This window comes from Mesorhizobium sp. M0189, assembly GCF_040322135.1.
In the GTDB taxonomy this organism is placed as follows: domain Bacteria; phylum Pseudomonadota; class Alphaproteobacteria; order Rhizobiales; family Rhizobiaceae; genus Mesorhizobium.
In genome coordinates, this window is record NZ_JAMYSW010000005.1 from 258,730 (window position 1) to 276,202 (window position 17,473).

17 protein-coding genes are annotated in these 17,473 nt (G+C 63.0%); 2 read left to right on the top strand and 15 right to left on the bottom strand.

All coding sequences use genetic code 11. The annotated features are described in order from the left end of the window. Positions 1-76: 76 nt before the first annotated feature. The 7 genes from NKJ09_RS12290 to NKJ09_RS12320 all read right to left on the bottom strand — a co-directional run bounded on the left by NKJ09_RS12290 (position 77) and on the right by NKJ09_RS12320 (position 7,625). Complete coding sequence (locus NKJ09_RS12290; RefSeq protein WP_352481851.1) at positions 77-871, bottom strand: anti-sigma factor family protein; 795 nt, start codon at positions 869-871, stop codon at positions 77-79. Continuing rightward, complete coding sequence (locus NKJ09_RS12295) at positions 868-1,386, bottom strand: sigma-70 family RNA polymerase sigma factor (protein ID WP_023719875.1); 519 nt, start codon at positions 1,384-1,386, stop codon at positions 868-870. The genes NKJ09_RS12290 and NKJ09_RS12295 overlap by 4 nt, the downstream gene beginning before the upstream one ends. 153 nt (positions 1,387-1,539) lie before the next feature. After that, positions 1,540-4,263, bottom strand: coding sequence for a DUF2339 domain-containing protein (locus NKJ09_RS12300; RefSeq protein WP_352494852.1), 2,724 nt, complete (start codon positions 4,261-4,263; stop codon positions 1,540-1,542). Positions 4,264-4,347: 84 nt separating this feature from the next. Continuing rightward, a complete protein-coding gene (locus NKJ09_RS12305) occupies positions 4,348-4,572 on the bottom strand; it encodes a PaaI family thioesterase (RefSeq protein WP_352494851.1) in 225 nt (74 codons plus the stop codon). Between the two features lie 5 nt (positions 4,573-4,577). Continuing rightward, positions 4,578-5,354 carry a DNA repair protein RecO gene (recO, locus tag NKJ09_RS12310; RefSeq protein ID WP_352494850.1) on the bottom strand — a complete coding sequence of 259 codons (777 nt, stop codon included), beginning with the start codon at positions 5,352-5,354 and terminating at the stop codon, positions 4,578-4,580. Between the two features lie 115 nt (positions 5,355-5,469). After that, positions 5,470-6,558, bottom strand: coding sequence for a porin (locus NKJ09_RS12315; RefSeq protein WP_352494849.1), 1,089 nt, complete (start codon positions 6,556-6,558; stop codon positions 5,470-5,472). Between the two features lie 362 nt (positions 6,559-6,920). Further along, positions 6,921-7,625 (bottom strand): antitoxin Xre/MbcA/ParS-like domain-containing protein, encoded by a 705-nt coding sequence (locus tag NKJ09_RS12320; RefSeq protein ID WP_352494848.1) that lies wholly within the window; start codon positions 7,623-7,625, stop codon positions 6,921-6,923. Between the two features lie 349 nt (positions 7,626-7,974). Between NKJ09_RS12320 and NKJ09_RS12325 the strand changes: the two genes are divergently transcribed. Beyond that, entirely contained in the window at positions 7,975-8,778 is an 804-nt protein-coding gene (locus tag NKJ09_RS12325) for a CPBP family intramembrane glutamic endopeptidase (protein ID WP_352481856.1), read from the top strand. A gap of 107 nt (positions 8,779-8,885) precedes the next feature. Continuing rightward, positions 8,886-10,382, top strand: a complete 1,497-nt coding sequence (locus tag NKJ09_RS12330) for a winged helix-turn-helix domain-containing tetratricopeptide repeat protein (protein WP_352481857.1) — start codon at positions 8,886-8,888, stop codon at positions 10,380-10,382. Between the two features lie 48 nt (positions 10,383-10,430). Here NKJ09_RS12330 and era read toward each other — a convergent pair whose 3' ends face one another. The 8 genes from era to NKJ09_RS12370 form a co-directional block, all read right to left on the bottom strand. Next, the gene (era, locus tag NKJ09_RS12335) at positions 10,431-11,357 is read right to left on the bottom strand and encodes a GTPase Era (RefSeq protein ID WP_023719882.1); all 927 of its coding nucleotides are present in this window, start codon (positions 11,355-11,357) and stop codon (positions 10,431-10,433) included. After that, positions 11,354-12,079: a ribonuclease III gene (gene rnc, locus NKJ09_RS12340; RefSeq protein ID WP_031194250.1), complete on the bottom strand. Its 726-nt coding sequence runs from the start codon at positions 12,077-12,079 to the stop codon at positions 11,354-11,356. The genes era and rnc overlap by 4 nt, the downstream gene beginning before the upstream one ends. A gap of 4 nt (positions 12,080-12,083) precedes the next feature. Beyond that, on the bottom strand, positions 12,084-12,833 hold the full coding sequence (gene lepB, locus NKJ09_RS12345) for a signal peptidase I (protein WP_023719884.1): 750 nt from the start codon (positions 12,831-12,833) through the stop codon (positions 12,084-12,086). A 77-nt stretch (positions 12,834-12,910) separates the two neighbouring features. Beyond that, positions 12,911-13,324 (bottom strand): holo-ACP synthase, encoded by a 414-nt coding sequence (gene acpS, locus NKJ09_RS12350; protein WP_352762808.1) that lies wholly within the window; start codon positions 13,322-13,324, stop codon positions 12,911-12,913. Continuing rightward, the gene (locus NKJ09_RS12355; protein WP_352494847.1) at positions 13,321-13,902 is read right to left on the bottom strand and encodes a DUF2062 domain-containing protein; all 582 of its coding nucleotides are present in this window, start codon (positions 13,900-13,902) and stop codon (positions 13,321-13,323) included. The genes acpS and NKJ09_RS12355 overlap by 4 nt, the downstream gene beginning before the upstream one ends. A 233-nt stretch (positions 13,903-14,135) precedes the next feature. Next, entirely contained in the window at positions 14,136-14,516 is a 381-nt protein-coding gene (locus NKJ09_RS12360; protein WP_352481860.1) for a VOC family protein, read from the bottom strand. A gap of 13 nt (positions 14,517-14,529) precedes the next feature. Continuing rightward, the gene (pyrE, locus tag NKJ09_RS12365) at positions 14,530-15,108 is read right to left on the bottom strand and encodes an orotate phosphoribosyltransferase (protein ID WP_023719888.1); all 579 of its coding nucleotides are present in this window, start codon (positions 15,106-15,108) and stop codon (positions 14,530-14,532) included. A gap of 122 nt (positions 15,109-15,230) precedes the next feature. After that, positions 15,231-17,459, bottom strand: coding sequence for a RelA/SpoT family protein (locus tag NKJ09_RS12370; RefSeq protein WP_352494846.1), 2,229 nt, complete (start codon positions 17,457-17,459; stop codon positions 15,231-15,233). Positions 17,460-17,473: the final 14 nt, after the last annotated feature.

The following is a 17,473-nucleotide window of genomic DNA, read 5'->3' on the forward strand; positions in this document are numbered from 1 at the left end:
CAGGCAGGTCGCGCAAAGGCTTTGAGCGACCTCCGTGTTTCGGCATCGGCGCGGCTCCGGAAAAATGAGATCCTGCTCAGCTTTGCAAGGCCGCCAGAAGCTGGCCATAGGCGCTCTTGGCCACCGCGGCCAGCCGCTCGCGCGGCAGCGAGCCGACGACGGCGCAGCCATAACCCTTGTCCAGCCAGTAGACAGCCGCAGGACCATCTTCTTCCGACCCATAGGTGCCCTTGGCCTTGGCAGCCGATTCGGCGGTGACGAAGAGCGAAATGCGCGCGCCCTTGTCGTCCTCGTAAAGCAGCATCGCGGCCTTGCCCTGGCCGGCAGGCAGCAGCCGGCCACCGACCAGTTGGAATCCCTGCGCTGCCAGATCCGGCGCGACGAGCTTCAAACCCACCTGGTTCGACAACCAGCTCTGCAAATGATCCTTGTCGCTTGCCGGCACTTCCACCGCATGCCGCTTTTCGGCGGCATAGATGACGTGGGCGGCGATCGCTTCTTCGGCAAGCTGGTCCTCGGCCGTATTTTCCAGGCCGAGGCCGCCGATGCCGGCAAGATAGCCGCCAGCACCGCCAATCACCAGCATGGCGGCAGCGGCGACCGCAAGCCACCAACGCGAGCGCGACGGCGCCGCTCTGACCACCGACGCCTCGCCAAGCACCACCTTGTTCAGCCGCACCGGTACGGGTTCGTCCAGCACGCCGTTAAAGGCTGCGCGCAATGCTGCCCGGTCGGCGGCGTAGCGTGCACTCTTGGCCTTCATCTCGGCATTGGCCTCGAGCCATGCCTCATAGGCCGTCCGCTCGTCGCCCGGCAACTCGCCATCGAGAGCCATGTGGATGTCGCGTTCGGAGAAATCGCGCCGGCTCATTTCTCGACGATCCTTATCGAGCGGCGGCGCGCGGTATCATCCAGCAGCGCGCGCAGTTCCTCACGCCCGCGCGCGATGCGGGACATCAAGGTGCCGGCGGGAACCCCAAGGATGTTGGCGGCTTCGGCATAGGAAAACCCTTCGATGGCGACCATCACAAGTGCCGCGCGCCGGTCAGGGCTGATCGCCTGCAGCGCGTCGACGATCTCGCGCGAGGCGATGCTCTCGACCTGCTCGGCGGGTGCTGCCTGCGCCTCGCTTGCCTCGAGCGGCAGCATCGCCGCCTCGCCGCGCCGGTTCACCTTGCGCATCTGGTCGATGAACAAATGATGCATGATCGTAAACAGCCACCTCCTGGGGCTTTCTCCTGTCTGCCAATTGTCGAGCCGCACAAGCGCCCGCTCGAGACAATCCTGGACGAGATCGTCGGCGGAATCGCGGTCGCGCAACAGCGAGCGTGCATAGCGGCGCAAACGCGGTATTTCACCAAGGATTGCTGCCTTCTTTTCGTCCATGACCGCTGGTTCTGGAGCCCCTGTCCGTGGTGATTGAACGCGCCTTTGCGGCGCGGCGCAAGCGGCCAGCGCGAAGCGGTCCGCCGCCCCGGTCACCCAAGCAACTGAATAACGCTGCCGATGCCAGCTTTATTCCCGGCCAAATTGAAATCGTCAGCTATTGCTCGTCTCGAGCTTTTCTTTCGCCGCCCTTGTCAGCAGCCGCTGATAAAACAAGCCGATGCCGATGAGCACCGCGCCGAGGCCGATGAAGGACAGCGCCCGCAACACGCCTTCCAGCTCCGACATATCGAAGACGAAGACCTTGAGCACGGCGACCGCGATCAGCGCCGCAGACGCTATGCGCAGCACCTGCGACTTCAGCCAGACACCGGCGGTGAGCAGCACCACGCCGATGGCCAACCAGAGCGCCGAATAGGTATAGGTCTCGAGCTGACCGAGGCCGCTCCACAGGCCGATGAACTCGCCCTTGAACAGCCTCCTGACCGACAGCGTGGCATAGACGAAGGCGAGCACCGCCGCCACAACCGCAAGCATGGCCGCATACCATTTCGGCCGCTTGTCGCGGGTATAGAGCGCCAGTGCGCCTGTCGCGACTGCCGGCAACAGATAGGCCAGGAACAGAAGGTTGAACACCGGAATGCCGCCGGTCGATTCATCCGTCAGCAGCGGGTTCAGCACCACAAAATGCCGGATGACGATGAAGGCGACCGAGAGCACCCCGGCAGCCATCGAGCCGTAACGCAGCACAGAGCTTGGCGAGCGCATGTCGATGGCGACCAGGATTGCACCGGCGCCGATGGCAATCAGCGTATAAATCGCCTGTTCGGCAAGTGTCATCGAGCCGCTGTCGATGACGCCACCATGCATGGCATGACGCACCAGCATGGCAACGGCGAGCAGAGCAAACAGCGCGGCGCCGGCCTCCATGGCGAGGCGCGGCCGGCCATTGGTTGTGCGGGCGAGTTGCCAGGCGGCAAAGCCGAAGGCGAGCGCCGGCACGCCATATCCGAGCAGCAGCCAGTTGAACACGGGTGTTTTCGACAGGAACTCGGCACCGACGATGGTCGGGTCGAAGGCGGCACGGCCGAGCACTGCGATCACCGCACCGACCGAAATCCAGCCAAGCACCGGATAGCTACGCCAGCGCGTCGCCAGTGCCGGCACAACGGCGGCTGCTCCGAGCAGGACGGTTGTCCAGCCGGAGCCAAAGGCCATGTGCAGCATCAGCAGGCCGGCGATCGCCGCGCCGGCGAGCGCGAAGGAGACGGCAGCGCCGCCGGTCAGCGGCGGCGCTTCGCCGCGCGCTATCCATTCGCCGCCGGCGACGAAGATCCCGACCAAAACGGCCGCTGCGGCCGCATAAGCAAGGTCACGGTCGAGATTGCCGAAGGTGAACCAGAGCGCCAGCAGGATGACCAGTGGCGCGACAGCGCTCCAGGCCGCCCATGTGGCGGCGCGCAGCCAGCCAGGAGCCGCAAAACGGCGCGCTGCCCAAAAGCCGGCGCCGATGAAGACCAGGCCCAGCGCGATGCCGATCCTGAGCATCAAGGCATCAGACCCCACAACCGGCACGCCATCGACACCGAGAGCGCCGCCCGAAAAATCGGCGGCGACCGTGGTCGGCGGAATGATGCCGAGATAGACCAGCACCGTCGCCAGCCCGGCGGCGTGCAGCAGTGCAAGCGCTCGCGGCCGGTAGAGCGCTATCGCCACCAGGGCTACGATAAGGGCTGCTCCCTGCAAGGCATCGCCGGCGGCGGCAAAGACCGGATCGACGAACAGGGCCAGCGCTGAAAGAGCGACGAAGAACCCCGGCGCGATCGACGGCCAGTCGAAGCCGGTGTCGGCGACCGCTTCGCTGCGACGGCCAAGCCAAACGAAGGCGAGCACGGCCAGTGTCACCACGTCGATAAAGAGGATGACGGAAAGGTTCGTCCCCGGCGCTTCGGTCATGTAGAAGATGGTCCAGATGCCCGTGGCGACGAAGGCTGCGGCCATCAAGAGCCTCCAGTCGCGGATGCGGGCAATGACGCCGGTGGCGGCGAGCACGATCGCCAGATAGCCAAACAGCGCCCACGGATTGGGCGCCTGCGAGGCGACGAGTAGCGGCGTCACCATGGCGCCGAGCAGGCCGACGCCGGCCAGCGCCTGACCGTGGACCAGGCTTGCCGCGATCGTCGCCACGCCGATGGCGCCGAGCAGCGTGAAAGCGAGCGCCGGGCCGATGAAACCGTAAATGCTGTACGCGGCGTAGACCGTGCCGAACAGGATGAAGGCGCCGGCCGCTGTCAGGATCGCCGGGATATAGGCACCGGCGGCACCTTGCACCGGCACCCTGAAGCCGGTGCGCCGGATGAACTCGCCGCCGCCGACCAGCGCCAGCCCAAGTGCCGCCGCCATGAAAAGCCGCACGCCTGGCCCGAAAATGCCGGCCTCGATCGTGTAGCGGATCAGGAACAGGCCGCCCAGCGCCAGCGCGATGCCGCCGACCCAGACCGCCCAGCGGGTACCGAGCGCCGTTTCGACGTCGGATTGGCGGGCGGCTTTCGCCGCTGCCGCCGGTTGCGCCGGCTCCGGTGCGGACGGCGCCGCGGTATCGGCTTCTGCCTCTGCAGCTGATGCGACCGCTGCGGTCTCGGCCCCTGGCGATGCGGCCATGTCGGCTGCCGCCGCCGGCGGGATTGCGCTATCCGCCGGTTTGCTGTCGTTTGCAGCCGGTTCCTTGGCTTGCGGCGGCAGGACAGGCGCGCCCGAAAGCACGAGGCTGCGCAACGCGCCAAGCTCGCGCTCGATCAGGCCGATACGGCTCTGCTGGCGTGAAATGATGACGAACAGCGCGATGATGGCGACGAGGCCAATCAGGCTTTCAAACATGGCGGTTCCCCCAAACCAGGCCAGTCGTCACTGACATTCAATGTTCAGTGACATTCAAATGCGGCGGCCAGACGGCCGGTCCATTCAACGTGCCGCCAGATTGGCCGCCGGAAAGATCGAGCACGTTTCGGTGCCGAAAGCCAGCAGCTTGCCGTTGGCATCCTTCAGCGCCGCTTCCGAAACCGCCAGCGTGCGGCCCTTGTGCACCACTTTGCCCTCGCACACCACCTCGCCGGTCCCTGGGGTGATCGGCCGCGTCAAATGATGTCGAGGCCGAGCAGCGAAACCCGACCGGGATAGGAGTTCCATTTCGCTCACCTGATGGCTTCGCCGATGGCGGTTTCCCCGGCAAATGCCTTGCCGCCCGCATAATGCTTGCGCAAGGCGGCGAGGAAGCCGGCGCGGGCGCCGGGTGGTTCGATACCGCGCGGCTCGTAGACATGGCGGGTCAAAAAGAAGCCGGTCAGCCGGAAGGCGTCGTCGATCGCCGCCGGATTGGCGCGCAGGCCCGAACCGCGCTGCAGGAAGGCAGGCAGCGCCAGCATCTTGTCGCGCCACGGCGCGCCCGCCGCCCGCGACACGGCGCGGCCGGATTTCGGCGAGACGTAGGCAAGGTCCTGCCTGGTGCCGGTCGCCGCACACTGGCTGAGATCGAGGCCGAAACCGAGTTCGTCGAGAACCAGCAGCTCGAAGCGGGCCACCAGCTCGCCGGCGGCATCGGCATCGTCGAGATGGGCGATCATGACCGCGAGCGTCTCATAGAGACCGCGATGGGCATCGCGCTCGGGCAGAAGACGCAAATGCGCGGCCATTGTCTGCAAGCCGTAAACGGCAACGGCGCTGTCCATCAGCCGGGCGGCGTTCATTTCGATGGCCTCGGCCTGGAAGGTGCCGAGATGTTCGTCGAGCCGCGCCCGCCACAACAGGTCGACGCGGTTGCCGGGCTGCAAGACCGGCTGCTGCTTGCGCGAACGGCCGCCGCGCACGAGACCGAGATGGCGGCCATGCGCACGTGTCATCACCTCGAGAATGGCGCTGGTTTCGCCATGCTTGCGGGTGCCGAGAATGATTCCCTCGTCGCGCCATTCCATGACCAGAGCTTGTCACCGGTTGCATGGCGAAATCAAGATGAGCGACTTATCCGCCGCAAGCCAAAACGGCCCGTAGCGTATCGCTACGGGCCGTTTTGGCGAGATCGTCGTTTGATCAGAACGAGCGCTGGAAGCGGAAGATGCCGCCGATTGCGTCGGCATCGTCGGCATCGAAATTGTCGTAATAATCGACTTCGGCGGTGATCGTGTAACCAGGAACGATGGTGTAGGCGACATTGGCCGCAACGGCGAAATCTTTGTCGTCGGTATAGGAGACCTGGGCGTTCAAAGAGGTCTTCTTGTTGACGGCATAGCTGCCGCCGCCCCAGACGGCAAAGTTGCCAGTCCACGGCTTGTAGAAGTTCTTTGCAACGTTGTCGTCCCTGCCGTAGCCCGCCATCACGAACAGGGTCAGGTCAGTAATCGGCTTGACGTCGAGGCGAGCTTTGCCGGCCCATTCTTCCGACGTGCTGTTATAGGCGCCGACGGCGGTGATCGCACCCCAGTCACCCTTGTATTTCACGCCGCCGACGACAAACGGAACGTAGCTGTCGATCGACTGGTCAGCGCCGGAGCCTGTTTCGACCGAGGCGACTGCCGTAAAGCCGTTACCGCCGTCGAAATAGTAACTGATCAGGTTGGTGTCCTTGGTGCCGTACGGGATGATGGTGTCCTGGACGACGTTGCCGGCGTAGCCGATGAACGAATCATAGACAGTTTCATCCTTGCCGACGCGGAAACCTCCAAGCTGGATCCAGGCGAAGTTCAGGGTAACCGCCTTGTTGTCCTGCACGCTGAAATCAACACCGCTCACGGTGTGTTTGGTATTGCCGAAGTTGAAACGGGTCTCGGTGTAGGTCTTCAACGTGCCGAGCTCGGTTTCCTGGCCGGTCCACGTCTTCAAATTGAAGCGGGCATTCTTGTTCCAGGTCTGCTGTTCGTCACCGTCCATAAGGTCGTGGGTCGTCGCGCCGTCGAAAACGCGGCCACCGTCGCCGAAGCTGGCGTCATAGCGGACATAGCCGCCGATGCGCAGGCAGGTTTCGGTGCCGGGGATATAGAAGTAGCCGGCGCCGTAGACGTCGCAGATCTTGACGTATTCAGCGGGTTCCGGCTCGGCGACCACAACAGCGTCGGCGGCGCGCGCGCCGGAGACCGCGACGAATGCCGCGGCTGAGCCGAGAAGAAGGCTCTTGATATTCATTTTCTGACCTCTCCAGTCAAAGTTAAAAATGGCTTTGGATTCATGGGTTGAACGGCTGAACGCCTCACCCACGTCGAAAAAGGCGCGCACCGCACCCCCTCTTCAGGCGGCGAACATACTCATCCGCATTCCAGTCTCAATGACGATTCCAAAAATAATCAATGTTTGCATAACAGAATAAATCCATGTTGCACAAATATCACTTCATATTTTATTCACGTTTGCTCCCGGCACAAACGAGACATTTTCACAATTTTACGAAACTATACTTGTTCCATTAGCCGGCAAACCGGTCATAGTCCGGTTGACATTCCTTTTACGTGTTATTTTTTGGAATAGACTTCTAACGTTGGCGGCGAAAATCAAGCCAACTTCGCCATCGCTGCGTTCTGTGCGGCAAGAACGACTTCCGCCACCAGATCCTGTTTGAGCATTTCAATGGGAATACGTCCGGCAAGGCCGGGCGCAGGGCCGACCAGCCACGACCAGGCACGCCGCGGATCGGGCATCGCGGATAACACTTCGTTGATACCCGGAGCCGGCCTGCCGTCGACGAACTGCGCCAGAGGAAATACATGTTTGCGGCCACCGGTGCGCAACGCAACGACCGTGCCGCTCCGCTGCCAGCGATGCAGGGTCGAGCGCGATATGCCGAGATTTTCCTGCAGGAAGGTCGACCCGGCGACCCGACCGGCCCAGTCCTCGACCCGCATCGCGTCGAGGTCGCCCGTTCCGGCCAGGGGTTGGATGTCTGCCCCTTGGCCTTCGTGCGCCGTCGACAGAGGCGTCCGGGTACGGCGTTCCGTCGCTTCGGCCGCCAATATCCGCACGAACCGCGACGCCATGCCGGGCAATCTTTCCTGCATGGTGTCGATCGCCCTGATGTCGGTCGGCGCAAGCAGGGCGACGGCGGCGGCAACGGCCCCGGCGACCCTGCCCGCTGCGACGACCGCATCGCTGTTCGTCACCTTGCCTTGCCGCGCCAGCACGCGCTCGATCTCAACAGCGACGGCGTTTGCAAACTCGATCTGACGGATGGGGTCGATGCGATTCCAAGTCCCGGTCATGTCCTAATCTGGCTGTTTGCCCGCCTGTTCCGGTTTGCTCGGAAGCGGGTCTTTCGCACAGCCTATAGGCAGGGTGTATGACGGAGAGACGACAAACGGGAACCACGCACGATCGCAGTGTCGGCAGGTGCTCCAGCCGATCTAACTGACCGATTTTGCATGAAATATCGGAAATTTCTCAGAACCCGCTCAGGATTTCGGGTCGCGCCGGTGCCAATAAGAAACGGGTCGACCGACGTGGTCCACGCATAGCCTTCCCGGAATGATTCGGCCGGCTGTTCAAGATGCAAGTCGACCGATTGGGCAGCCCGGCGACCTCTCATTGTCATCTGCCCGTGAGAGGACCGACATGACTTCTTTCCTGCACCTGGTGCGACAGCATCAGTTGGCTGCCTTCTTTTCGTTGGCGCTTGCCCTGAGCTGGTTTGCCTTCATCCCGTTCTACCTGTCGAATGGCGATACCATTCCCTGGTTTACCTTCGGCCCGATGGTCTCCGGATTCGTTGTCGCAGCCCTTTCCGGAGGCTGGGCTTCGGTCAAGGCCATTCTCGCTTCCGTGGTGAAGTGGCGGGTATCTCCGCTGTGGTATCTGGTGGCATTCGGCCTGCCATTCGGCACGCAGCTTGCCTCGATCCTGGTCAATCCGCTGTTCGGCTCGGCGACGCCGGTCTGGAGCAACATTCCTGCTGTCACTGAGATACTGCCGATCATCGCGCTGTATGCGGTCTTCAGCGGCCCGCTTGGCGAAGAGCCGGGATGGCGCGGCTTTGCGACACCGCGTCTGCTAGCCAGCCATTCGGCGCTGGCCGGAAGCCTGATCCTCGGCGCGATCTGGGCAATCTGGCATTTTCCGCTCGGCCTGGTCGGCGATCTCAGCGTCTACGGCACGATCAACGTCGTGCTGGCGGCAGTGGTGTTCACCTGGCTCTATCAGAACACCGGCAGTGTGCTTCTCGCCATTCTCATGCATGTCACTCATCAGAACAGCGTACGCTTCCTGGGCAAGGTGTTCATCGACGCCGACTATGTCCAGCAGCAATGGATCGGTGTTGCGATCTGGGCGGTGGCTGCGATCGCCATCGTTGCCCTCTACGGCACCGAGAGCTTCGTCCGCAGGTCGGCAACGCAGCCCGCCCTCGCTGGCACCGTCTAATTTGCGGCGCGCAAATCCAAAGCGCCGCTTTCGGCGGCGACAGACCTTGACCCAGCCCTCCAGCCGTAGGCCAATACAGGCACGGCTTCAGGGAGCGGGCCGTTTCGATGCCGGGTTCGGCCACTGACCAGGTTTTTCAGTTTGGCGGTTTCACCCTCGATCTGGGCAAAGGTACGCTCGGCCGGGCCGAACAGCCGGCCTTCCTGCGGCCGAAAGCCTACGCATTGCTGACGCATCTCGCCCGCCATATCGGCCGTGTGGTGCCGAAGTCGGAATTGATGGACGCGGTCTGGCCGGGTGTTTTCGTCACCGAGGATTCGCTGACGCAGTCGATTCGCGAGATCCGCAAGGTGCTCGGCGAGGAAACGATACGGACCATATCGAAGCGCGGCTACATGCTGATCCCTGAAATCGAACCGGTGCCCGAACCCGGCGCACAGCCGATCGTGGCGGTGCTCAGGTTCCGCAATGACAGCGCCGATCCGGCCGACGAAGCGATCGTCGACGGTATTGCCGAAGACATTATCAACGGCCTCGCCCGCTTCGACACGCTGACGGTCCTGGCGCGCAATTCGAGCTTCTCGTTTGCCTCATATTCGCCCAGTGAATGGCCTGTCGTGCGTTCGCGCATCGGCGCCGATTATCTCATCGAGGGTTCGGTGCGCCGGCACGCAGACAGCATCGTCTGTGCGGTCAATCTCGTTGACGCAGCCAGCGCTTCCCAGCTCTGGGGGGATCGCTACCAGGCCGATTACGCCGGGCTGTCCGCCATCCAGCAGGAGATCGTCGAAAAGATCGTCGGCCGGCTGGTGGTTCGGGTGAACAATGCCGGCCTGCAACGTGCCTCGCGGCAGCCGGTAGCCAGCCTCGCCGCCCATGAACTGGTGCTGCGCGGCGTCGCTTTGCTGCGCGATCCGGCGCAAAGCGAACTGAAAGAAGCGGCAGCGTTTTTCGAAGCGGCGATCGTCAGAGACCCGGCCTATGGCCTCGCTTACACCTATCTGGCGCTGTCGCATGTGCTTAACAGCGAATTCGGACCCACCAGCGACGCCGTTCTGACGAAGGCCCGCGACCTGGCCGACCGGGGCATCGCATTGTCGCCGGACCAGGCAACGGCACACCGCATCCAGTCGCTGGTACGGCTCAATATGCGTGAGCACGAGGCGGCCGAGCTACATTTGCGCATCGCGCTCGAGCTCAATCCGGGCGACGCGGACTGTATCGAGCAGAGGGGGCATCTGTTGACGATGCGCTGCCGGCCGCTCGACGCGCTCGCCTGGCTGGCACGCGCCATCCGCATCAACCCGCTGGACCCTCATTGGTATCAGTACGATCGCGCGCTCGCGCTATACATGCTGGGCGAATACCGCACGGCTGCCGAGGCGCTGGAGCTGGCGACGCGACCGAGGCCATGGATCCGCACCCGGCTTGCCGCCTGTTACGCTCAGCTGGGCGAGATGCAGGCGGCAAGGCGCCAGGCTGCGCTGATCAGCGCCGACGGCTCCAATCTCTCGCCGCTCGACTATGCAAGAACGGGCATCCCCTTCGAAAACGCCTCCGATGCCGAACATCTTGCCGACGGCGTGTCGCTGGCACTTGGGTAATCCTGAGGCGGCGGCCAACAGGCCGCTCGGCGGATCGCCCAAACAGGCTCAGTGCGGAAATTCGAGCCCCATTTCACGGTAGCGCTCGGGATCGTCGCCCCAGTTCTCGCGCACTTTGACGAACAGGAAGAGGTGCACCTTCTGCTCGAGTATGCCTGATATTTCCATGCGCGCGGCCTGGCCGATGGCGCGGATCGTCTCGCCCTTATGACCGAGCACGATCTTCTTCTGGCTGTCGCGCTCGACATAGATGGTCTGGTCGATGCGCACCGAGCCGTCCTTCTTCTCTTCCCATTTCTCGGTCTCGATGTGGGAGGAATAGGGCAGTTCCTGATGCAGCCTGAGATAGAGCTTTTCGCGGGTGATCTCGGCCGCGAGTTGGCGCATCGGCAGGTCAGAGATCTGGTCTTCCGGGTAGTACCAAGGTCCGGCCGGCAAGGTCTCGGCGAGATAGTCGAGCAGGTCCTTGCAGCCGGACCCGGTCAGCGCCGAAACCATGAAGGTGCGCTTGAACGGCACCCTTTCGTTGGCTGCCGCCGACAATGCCAGCAACGTCTCGTGCTTGACCCGATCGACCTTGTTGAGGATCAACACCATCGGCTGCCGGACATCCTTCAGCCGCTCGAGGATGGCGTCGGCATCGCCCCGGATGCCGCGCTCGGCATCGATCAAGAGCAGCACGATATCGGCGTCCTTGGCACCGCCCCAGGCTGTGGTCACCATCGCGGTGTCCAGCCGGCGCTTCGGCTTGAATATGCCCGGCGTGTCGACGAAGACGATCTGCGCGTTGTTGTGGGTGGCAATGCCGCGCACGATGGCGCGCGTGGTCTGCACCTTGTGCGTCACGATCGATACCTTGGCGCCGACCAATTGGTTGACCAGCGTCGATTTCCCGGCATTGGGCGCGCCGATCAGCGCGACGAAGCCGGAGCGGGTAGCGGGAGCTTCTGTTGCCGGAGCTTCGGTGGCGGTCATGCGGCACTCCCTTGATTGAGCCAGACGCCTTCCCGCTGCAGAAGTGCCGCGGCTGCCGCCTGCTCTGCCTCGCGCTTGGAGCGCCCGCTGCCGGTCGCTGGCGGATAGGCGCCGACCTTGACGCTGACGGTGAACAGCGGATCGTGGTCCGGTCCCTCGCGGCTGTCGATTATGTAAACCGGCACCGCGCCTGCCGCCTGATGCGCCCATTCCTGAAGTTCGGTCTTCGCATCGCGGCGGGCGGCGTCGATGGCTTGTGAGCGCGGTTGCCAGTACCTGTGGATGAAGGCACGGGCCGCTTCCAACCCGCCGTCGAGATAGAGCACGGCGATGAGCGATTCCAGTGCGTCGGCGCGCAGATTGACGCGCTTGCGCCCATCGAGGCCGCGTACGTCCGAACCGGCGCGAATGAGTTCCGGCAGGCCGATCTCCTCGGCGATTTCCGCCAGGGCCTCGGCGTTGACCAGGGCGTTCAATCTGAGCGACAGCTCACCCTCGGCAGCGTCGGGAAATGCCGCCAGCAGCATATCGGCAACGACAAGGCCGAGAACGCGGTCGCCCAGGAATTCGAAGCGTTCGTAGTCGATGCCGGCATGACTGCCGCGAGCGCTGGCATGGGTCAGCGCCCGCTGCAGGCGTTGGTGGTCGCCAAAACTGTGGCCGGTGCGCTCCTTGAGCGCCTCGGCGAGCGCATCAGCGGTCAGCCGTTTTGTCGCCGCCATGGTCCTAATTGACGAAATGGAACAGGCGCGAGGCGCGCATCTGCGACGGCCATTTCCAGATTTCGAGCGGGCTGGCGCTGCCGCCGATCGAGAAGAAGATGAGGTTGGCGCGGCCGACCAAATTCTCTTCCGGCACGAAGCCGACGGTGAAGCGGCTGTCGGACGAGTTGTCGCGATTGTCGCCCATCATGAAATAGTGACCGGGCGGCACCTTGAACTCTTTGGTGTTGTCGCCGATCGAAGCCTGTGTCAGGTCGAGCGTGTCGTAGGTGACGCCGTTCGGCAGCGTCTCGCGATAGACATCGACCGGCCCGTTCTCCTCGGTGATGTCGTGGTTGTCGATCTGCCCGACCTTGACGCGTGGCACAGCGACGTCGTTGATGAAGAGCTGGCCATCCTTGACCTGGATCTTGTCGCCCGGCAGGCCGACGACGCGCTTGATGTAGTCGACGGAAGGGTCCGGCGGAAACTTGAACACCACCACGTCGCCGCGCTTCGGCTCGGAGCCCCAGATGCGGCCCGAAAAGATGTTCGGCCCGAACGGCAGCGAGTAGCGGGAGAAGCCGTAAGACCATTTGGTGACGAAGAGATAGTCGCCTTCGAGCAAAGTCGGCCGCATCGAACCGGACGGGATCGAGAACGGCTGGAACAGGAGCGTGCGGATGACCAGCGCAAGCAGCAGGGCCTGGACGATGACGCTGACGGTTTCGCCAAGTCCGCCGGATTTCTTCTGGGTTTTTTCAGCCACGCTCATGTCGTCCTCGATTGTGCGTTGGATGGTATAGAGTCTCGGCGCGCGCTGGGCAACGTCATGCCGGTCGTCAGATGCAATCAATGTGGCGCTTCTTCGACCGGCAACGCTTCAATGATCACAAAGGCTTGAGCGAGCGGAAAATCATCGGTGATGGTGAGGTGGATCACGGCGCGGTGCCCTTCAGGCAGGATTTCGTCCAGCCGCGCTGCCGCCCCGTTGGTCAGCGCCATGGTCGGCTTGCCGCTGGCCAGGTTGACGACGCCCATGTCGCGCCAGAACACACCCTGCGCCAGACCGGTGCCCAATGCCTTGGCGCAGGCCTCCTTGGCAGCGAAACGCTTGGCATAGGAGGCCGCACGCGCCGCGCGGTTTTCGGAGCGCGCCTGTTCGATCTCGGTGTAGATGCGTTGGATGAAGCGCTCGCCATGACGTTCCAGCGACTTCTCAATGCGTCTGATGTCGATGAGGTCGCTGCCGATACCGATAATCATTCGGCGGGAACTTCCGGCCCGGTTTTTCCGGTCTTTGCGGCTCTTTCGGCCAGACGCTTGCGGCGCTGCTCGTGGAAAGTGACCATACCCCAGCGGGTAATGCCGTAAAACAGCAGGCCGAAAACCAAGCCAAGCGGTATTGCGCCAATGGTCATCGGCTTAAGCACCGGTCCCCACAACTGCGCAAAGGAAAGATTATGCAGCATGTCGCCGAGATGCGCGGGTGGGCCATGCGCCGGCAGGTGTTCATGCAGGATCAGCTTGCCGACCTCCCAGGAGGCGGCCCATAGCAGCGGAAAGGTCAGGGGATTGCCGAAGACCGTGCCGAGTGCTGCCGCCACCAGATTGCCGGCGATCAGCCAGCACAGCATGGCGGCAATGATGAAGTGGAAGCCAAGCGGGAAAAACGACGCGAATACGCCCGCCGCAACACCGGCGGCCACGGCATGCGGCGTGGCCCTAAGCCGCAGGATGCGCTTGGAAAAATACCGCAGCGAGCGCGAGAACGAGCGGCGCGGCCACAAATAAGTACGCACCCGCTCGAAAAAACCATCAGGCTTGCGCCGTCGAAAAAGCACTCTGTTCCTGTTCCTAGTTCCATCAATGGCTTCGCGCCGGCTTTTCCCAGCCGGGGCGCGACAGCCCTATGCTGCGCTTTGCGGTCACCGAAAGGCAACTACGACTTTGATATAGCGATGTGCTAGCCGAAGAACAACGAGGCCGACGGCATCCGCTCGGTCGCCACTTGCGGCAGCCTTGGGTATCGCCATTCTGAACAGGGCATGATCGCGGCGAATTTGAGGAGCGCCACTCAGGAACGATACTCGCTGACCTCGACGAGGTTGCCGTCCGGGTCACGGAAATAGACCGACATCATCGGGCCACGGGCGCCGATACGCTCGACCGGGCCGACCTCTATGGCTACGCCGTTGGCCGCGAGGCTGGCGCATATCTCGGTGAGCGGCCGGGCGGCAACGAGACAGAAATCCCCAGAGCCGGGAGTCGGCGCCTTGGCCTTCGGCTCGAAGGTGCGCCCGACCTCATGCACATTGATCTTTTGCGTTCCAAACAGCAGCGCCGTTGGTCGGTCCGGCTCGTCGAGGCGCTTGAAGCCAAGCACGCGCTGATAGAAGGCGCAGCTATCGTCTACCGAACGAACTGTCAGCACGAAATGATCGATGCCGGTGATCACGGCGGCGGCTCCGTTATAAATTGCGGCTGCCCGGCTTGATCGCCGGTATGGCGGCAAGCTCGGGCGGCAGCCTGTCGGCCGGATAGGCCGGAACCTCGTATTCGGCGAGCGCGATCAGCGGCACGCCGACATCGGTCTTGCCGGCCGAGCGGTCGATAATGCATGCAGCGGCAACGACTTCGGCGCCAAGGCCGCGCAGGCAGTCGATGGTCTCGCGGATCGACAGGCCGGTGGTGACGATGTCCTCGACAATGACAACGCGCGACCCCTTGGCGATTTCGAAACGACGGAGCCTGAATTCGCCCCCTTCCCGCTCGACCCAGATCGCCGGCGCACCAAGATGGCGCGAGGTCTCATAGGCCGGGATCAGCCCGCCGATCGCTGGGCCGACGACATAGTCGATCCTGCCGGGAACGCCAGCGCGGATCTTTTCGGCCAGCGCCTTGCACAAGCGCTCGGTCTTGTCGGCATGCATGAAAACGCGCGCCTTTTGCAAAAAGACCGGGCTGCGCAGGCCGGACGTCAGGATGAAATGCCCTTCGAGAACGGCGCCGGCCTCGCGGAAAATGCCCAGCACTTCATCGGTGTTCATCGTTCGCTCCATGCCCATGGTGAATGGTGAATGGTGAATGGTGAATGGTAGTGAGTAGTGAGTAGTGAGTAGTGAGTAGTGAGAGCACCCTCTTTCACGATTCACTATTCACTATTCACTATTCACCCATTCACGCGTCGCGCGTCGCTGACGCTCGAATTGTCCTTTAGCTGCGACAGCAGCCGGTTCAAGTGCTTTAGATCCCACACTTCGAGATCAATCAGCATTTCGGTGAAATCGGGCGCGGTGCGCACCATCGACAAGGTGTGGATGTTGGCGTCGTTGGATGCGACGACCTGCGCAATGTCGGCCAGCGAACCCGGTGCGTTGATGGCGGTGACCGAGACACGCGCCGGGAACCGCTCCTTGGTGCGCTCGTCAATATCCCAGCGCACGTCGATCCAGCGCTCAGGCTGGTCGTCAAAGGCCTGCAACGCCGGCGACTGGATCGGATAGATGGTGATGCCGGTTCCCGGCTGCACGATGCCGACGATGCGGTCGCCGGGCACTGCCCCCTCCGGCGCGAAGCGCACCGGCAGATCGCCGCGCACGCCGCGGATCGGCACCGCATCGTCACGCGGCTGGTTCTTGTCCTTGCGTGCGGCGCGGCCCGGAATCTGGAACAGCATGCCGGCGGCGTTGCGGATCTTCGACCAGCCCTCCTCGCGCTGCTTGGGCGCGACCAGCGTGACGCGCTCGTCCTTGTAGTCAGGAAATACCGCCTTCATGACGTCGCTGGAGGCGAGTTCGCCACGGCCGACCGAGGCCAGCACATCCTCGATGTCCTTGCGCGCCAGCCGGTGCAGCACCGGCTTCAGGTTTTCCTTGGTGAAGGTCTTGCCGGACCGTTCGAAGGCGCGCTCCAGAATGCGGATACCGAGACCCGAATATTGCTTGCGGATAGCGTTCTTGGTGGCACGGCGGATGGCCGAGCGCGCCTTGCCGGTAACGACCACCGATTCCCATGCCGCCGGCGGCACCTGCGCCTTCGAGCGGATGATCTCGACCTCGTCGCCGTTCTTCAGCTCCGTCATCAGCGGCATGATGCGGCCATTGACCTTGGCGCCGACGCAAGTGTCGCCAACGTCGGTGTGGACGGCATAGGCAAAGTCGATCGGCGTGGCGCCGCGCGGCAGCGCGATCAGCATGCCTTTCGGCGTAAAGCAGAACACCTGGTCCTGGAACAGTTCCAGCTTGGTGTTTTCGAGAAAGTCCTCGGGATTGTCGCCTTCGGCAAGCTGCTCGATGGTGCGCCGCAGCCAGGCATAGGCATTGGTCTCCTTCGAGATCGCATGGGCGGCACCATTCATCTTGCCGCCGGTATCTTTATAGATCGAATGAGCGGCGACGCCGTATTCGGCGATCTTGTTCATCTGGTAGGTGCGGATCTGCAATTCGACGCGCTGGCGCGACGGGCCGACGATGGTGGTGTGGATCGAGCGGTAGTCGTTCTGCTTCGGTGTCGAGATATAGTCCTTGAAGCGTCCGGGCACCATCGACCAGGTGGTGTGGATGGCGCCGAGCGCGCGGTAGCAGTCCTCGACCGTCTCGACAACGACGCGGAAGCCGAAAATGTCGGACAGCTGTTCGAACGACAGCGCCTTGGCTTCCATCTTGCGGAATACCGACCACGGCTTCTTCTGCCGGCTCTTGACCTCGGCCTTGATCGAATATTTGTCGAACAGCGTGGACAGCGCCTTCTCGATCTCGGACAGCACGCCCTTGTTGCGCTCGAAGATTTCGGCGAGCCGTGCGGTGACGGCGCGGTAGGCTTCGGGATTGATGAAGCGGAAGGCGATCTCCTCCAGCTCCTCGCGCATGCCTTGCATGCCCATGCGGCCGGCCAGCGGCGCGTAGATGTCCATCGTCTCTTCGGCAATGCGCAGGCGCTTGGCTTCCGGCACATGGTCGAGGGTGCGCATATTGTGCAGGCGGTCGGCGAGCTTGACCAGAAGCACACGCACATCTTCCGAGATCGCCAGCAACAGCTTGCGCAGGTTCTCCGCCTGCTCGGCCTTCTTCGAGACGAGGTCGAGCTTCTTCAGCTTGGTCAGGCCTTCGACCAGCTTGCCCATTTCCGGACCGAACAATTCGTCGATCTCGGCCCTGGTCGCCGTGGTGTCCTCGATCGTGTCGTGCAGCAAGGCAACGGCAATCGTCGCCTCGTCCATGTGCATTTCGGTGAGGATGGCGGCGACTTCGAGCGGATGCGAGAAATAGGGATCGCCGGAGGCGCGCTTCTGGTGGCCATGCTTCTGCATGGCGTAGACATAGGCCTTGTTGAGCAGCGCCTCGTTGACGTCAGGCTTGTAGCGCTGGACGCGCTCGACAAGCTCATACTGACGCATCATGGCGGGATCTCGCA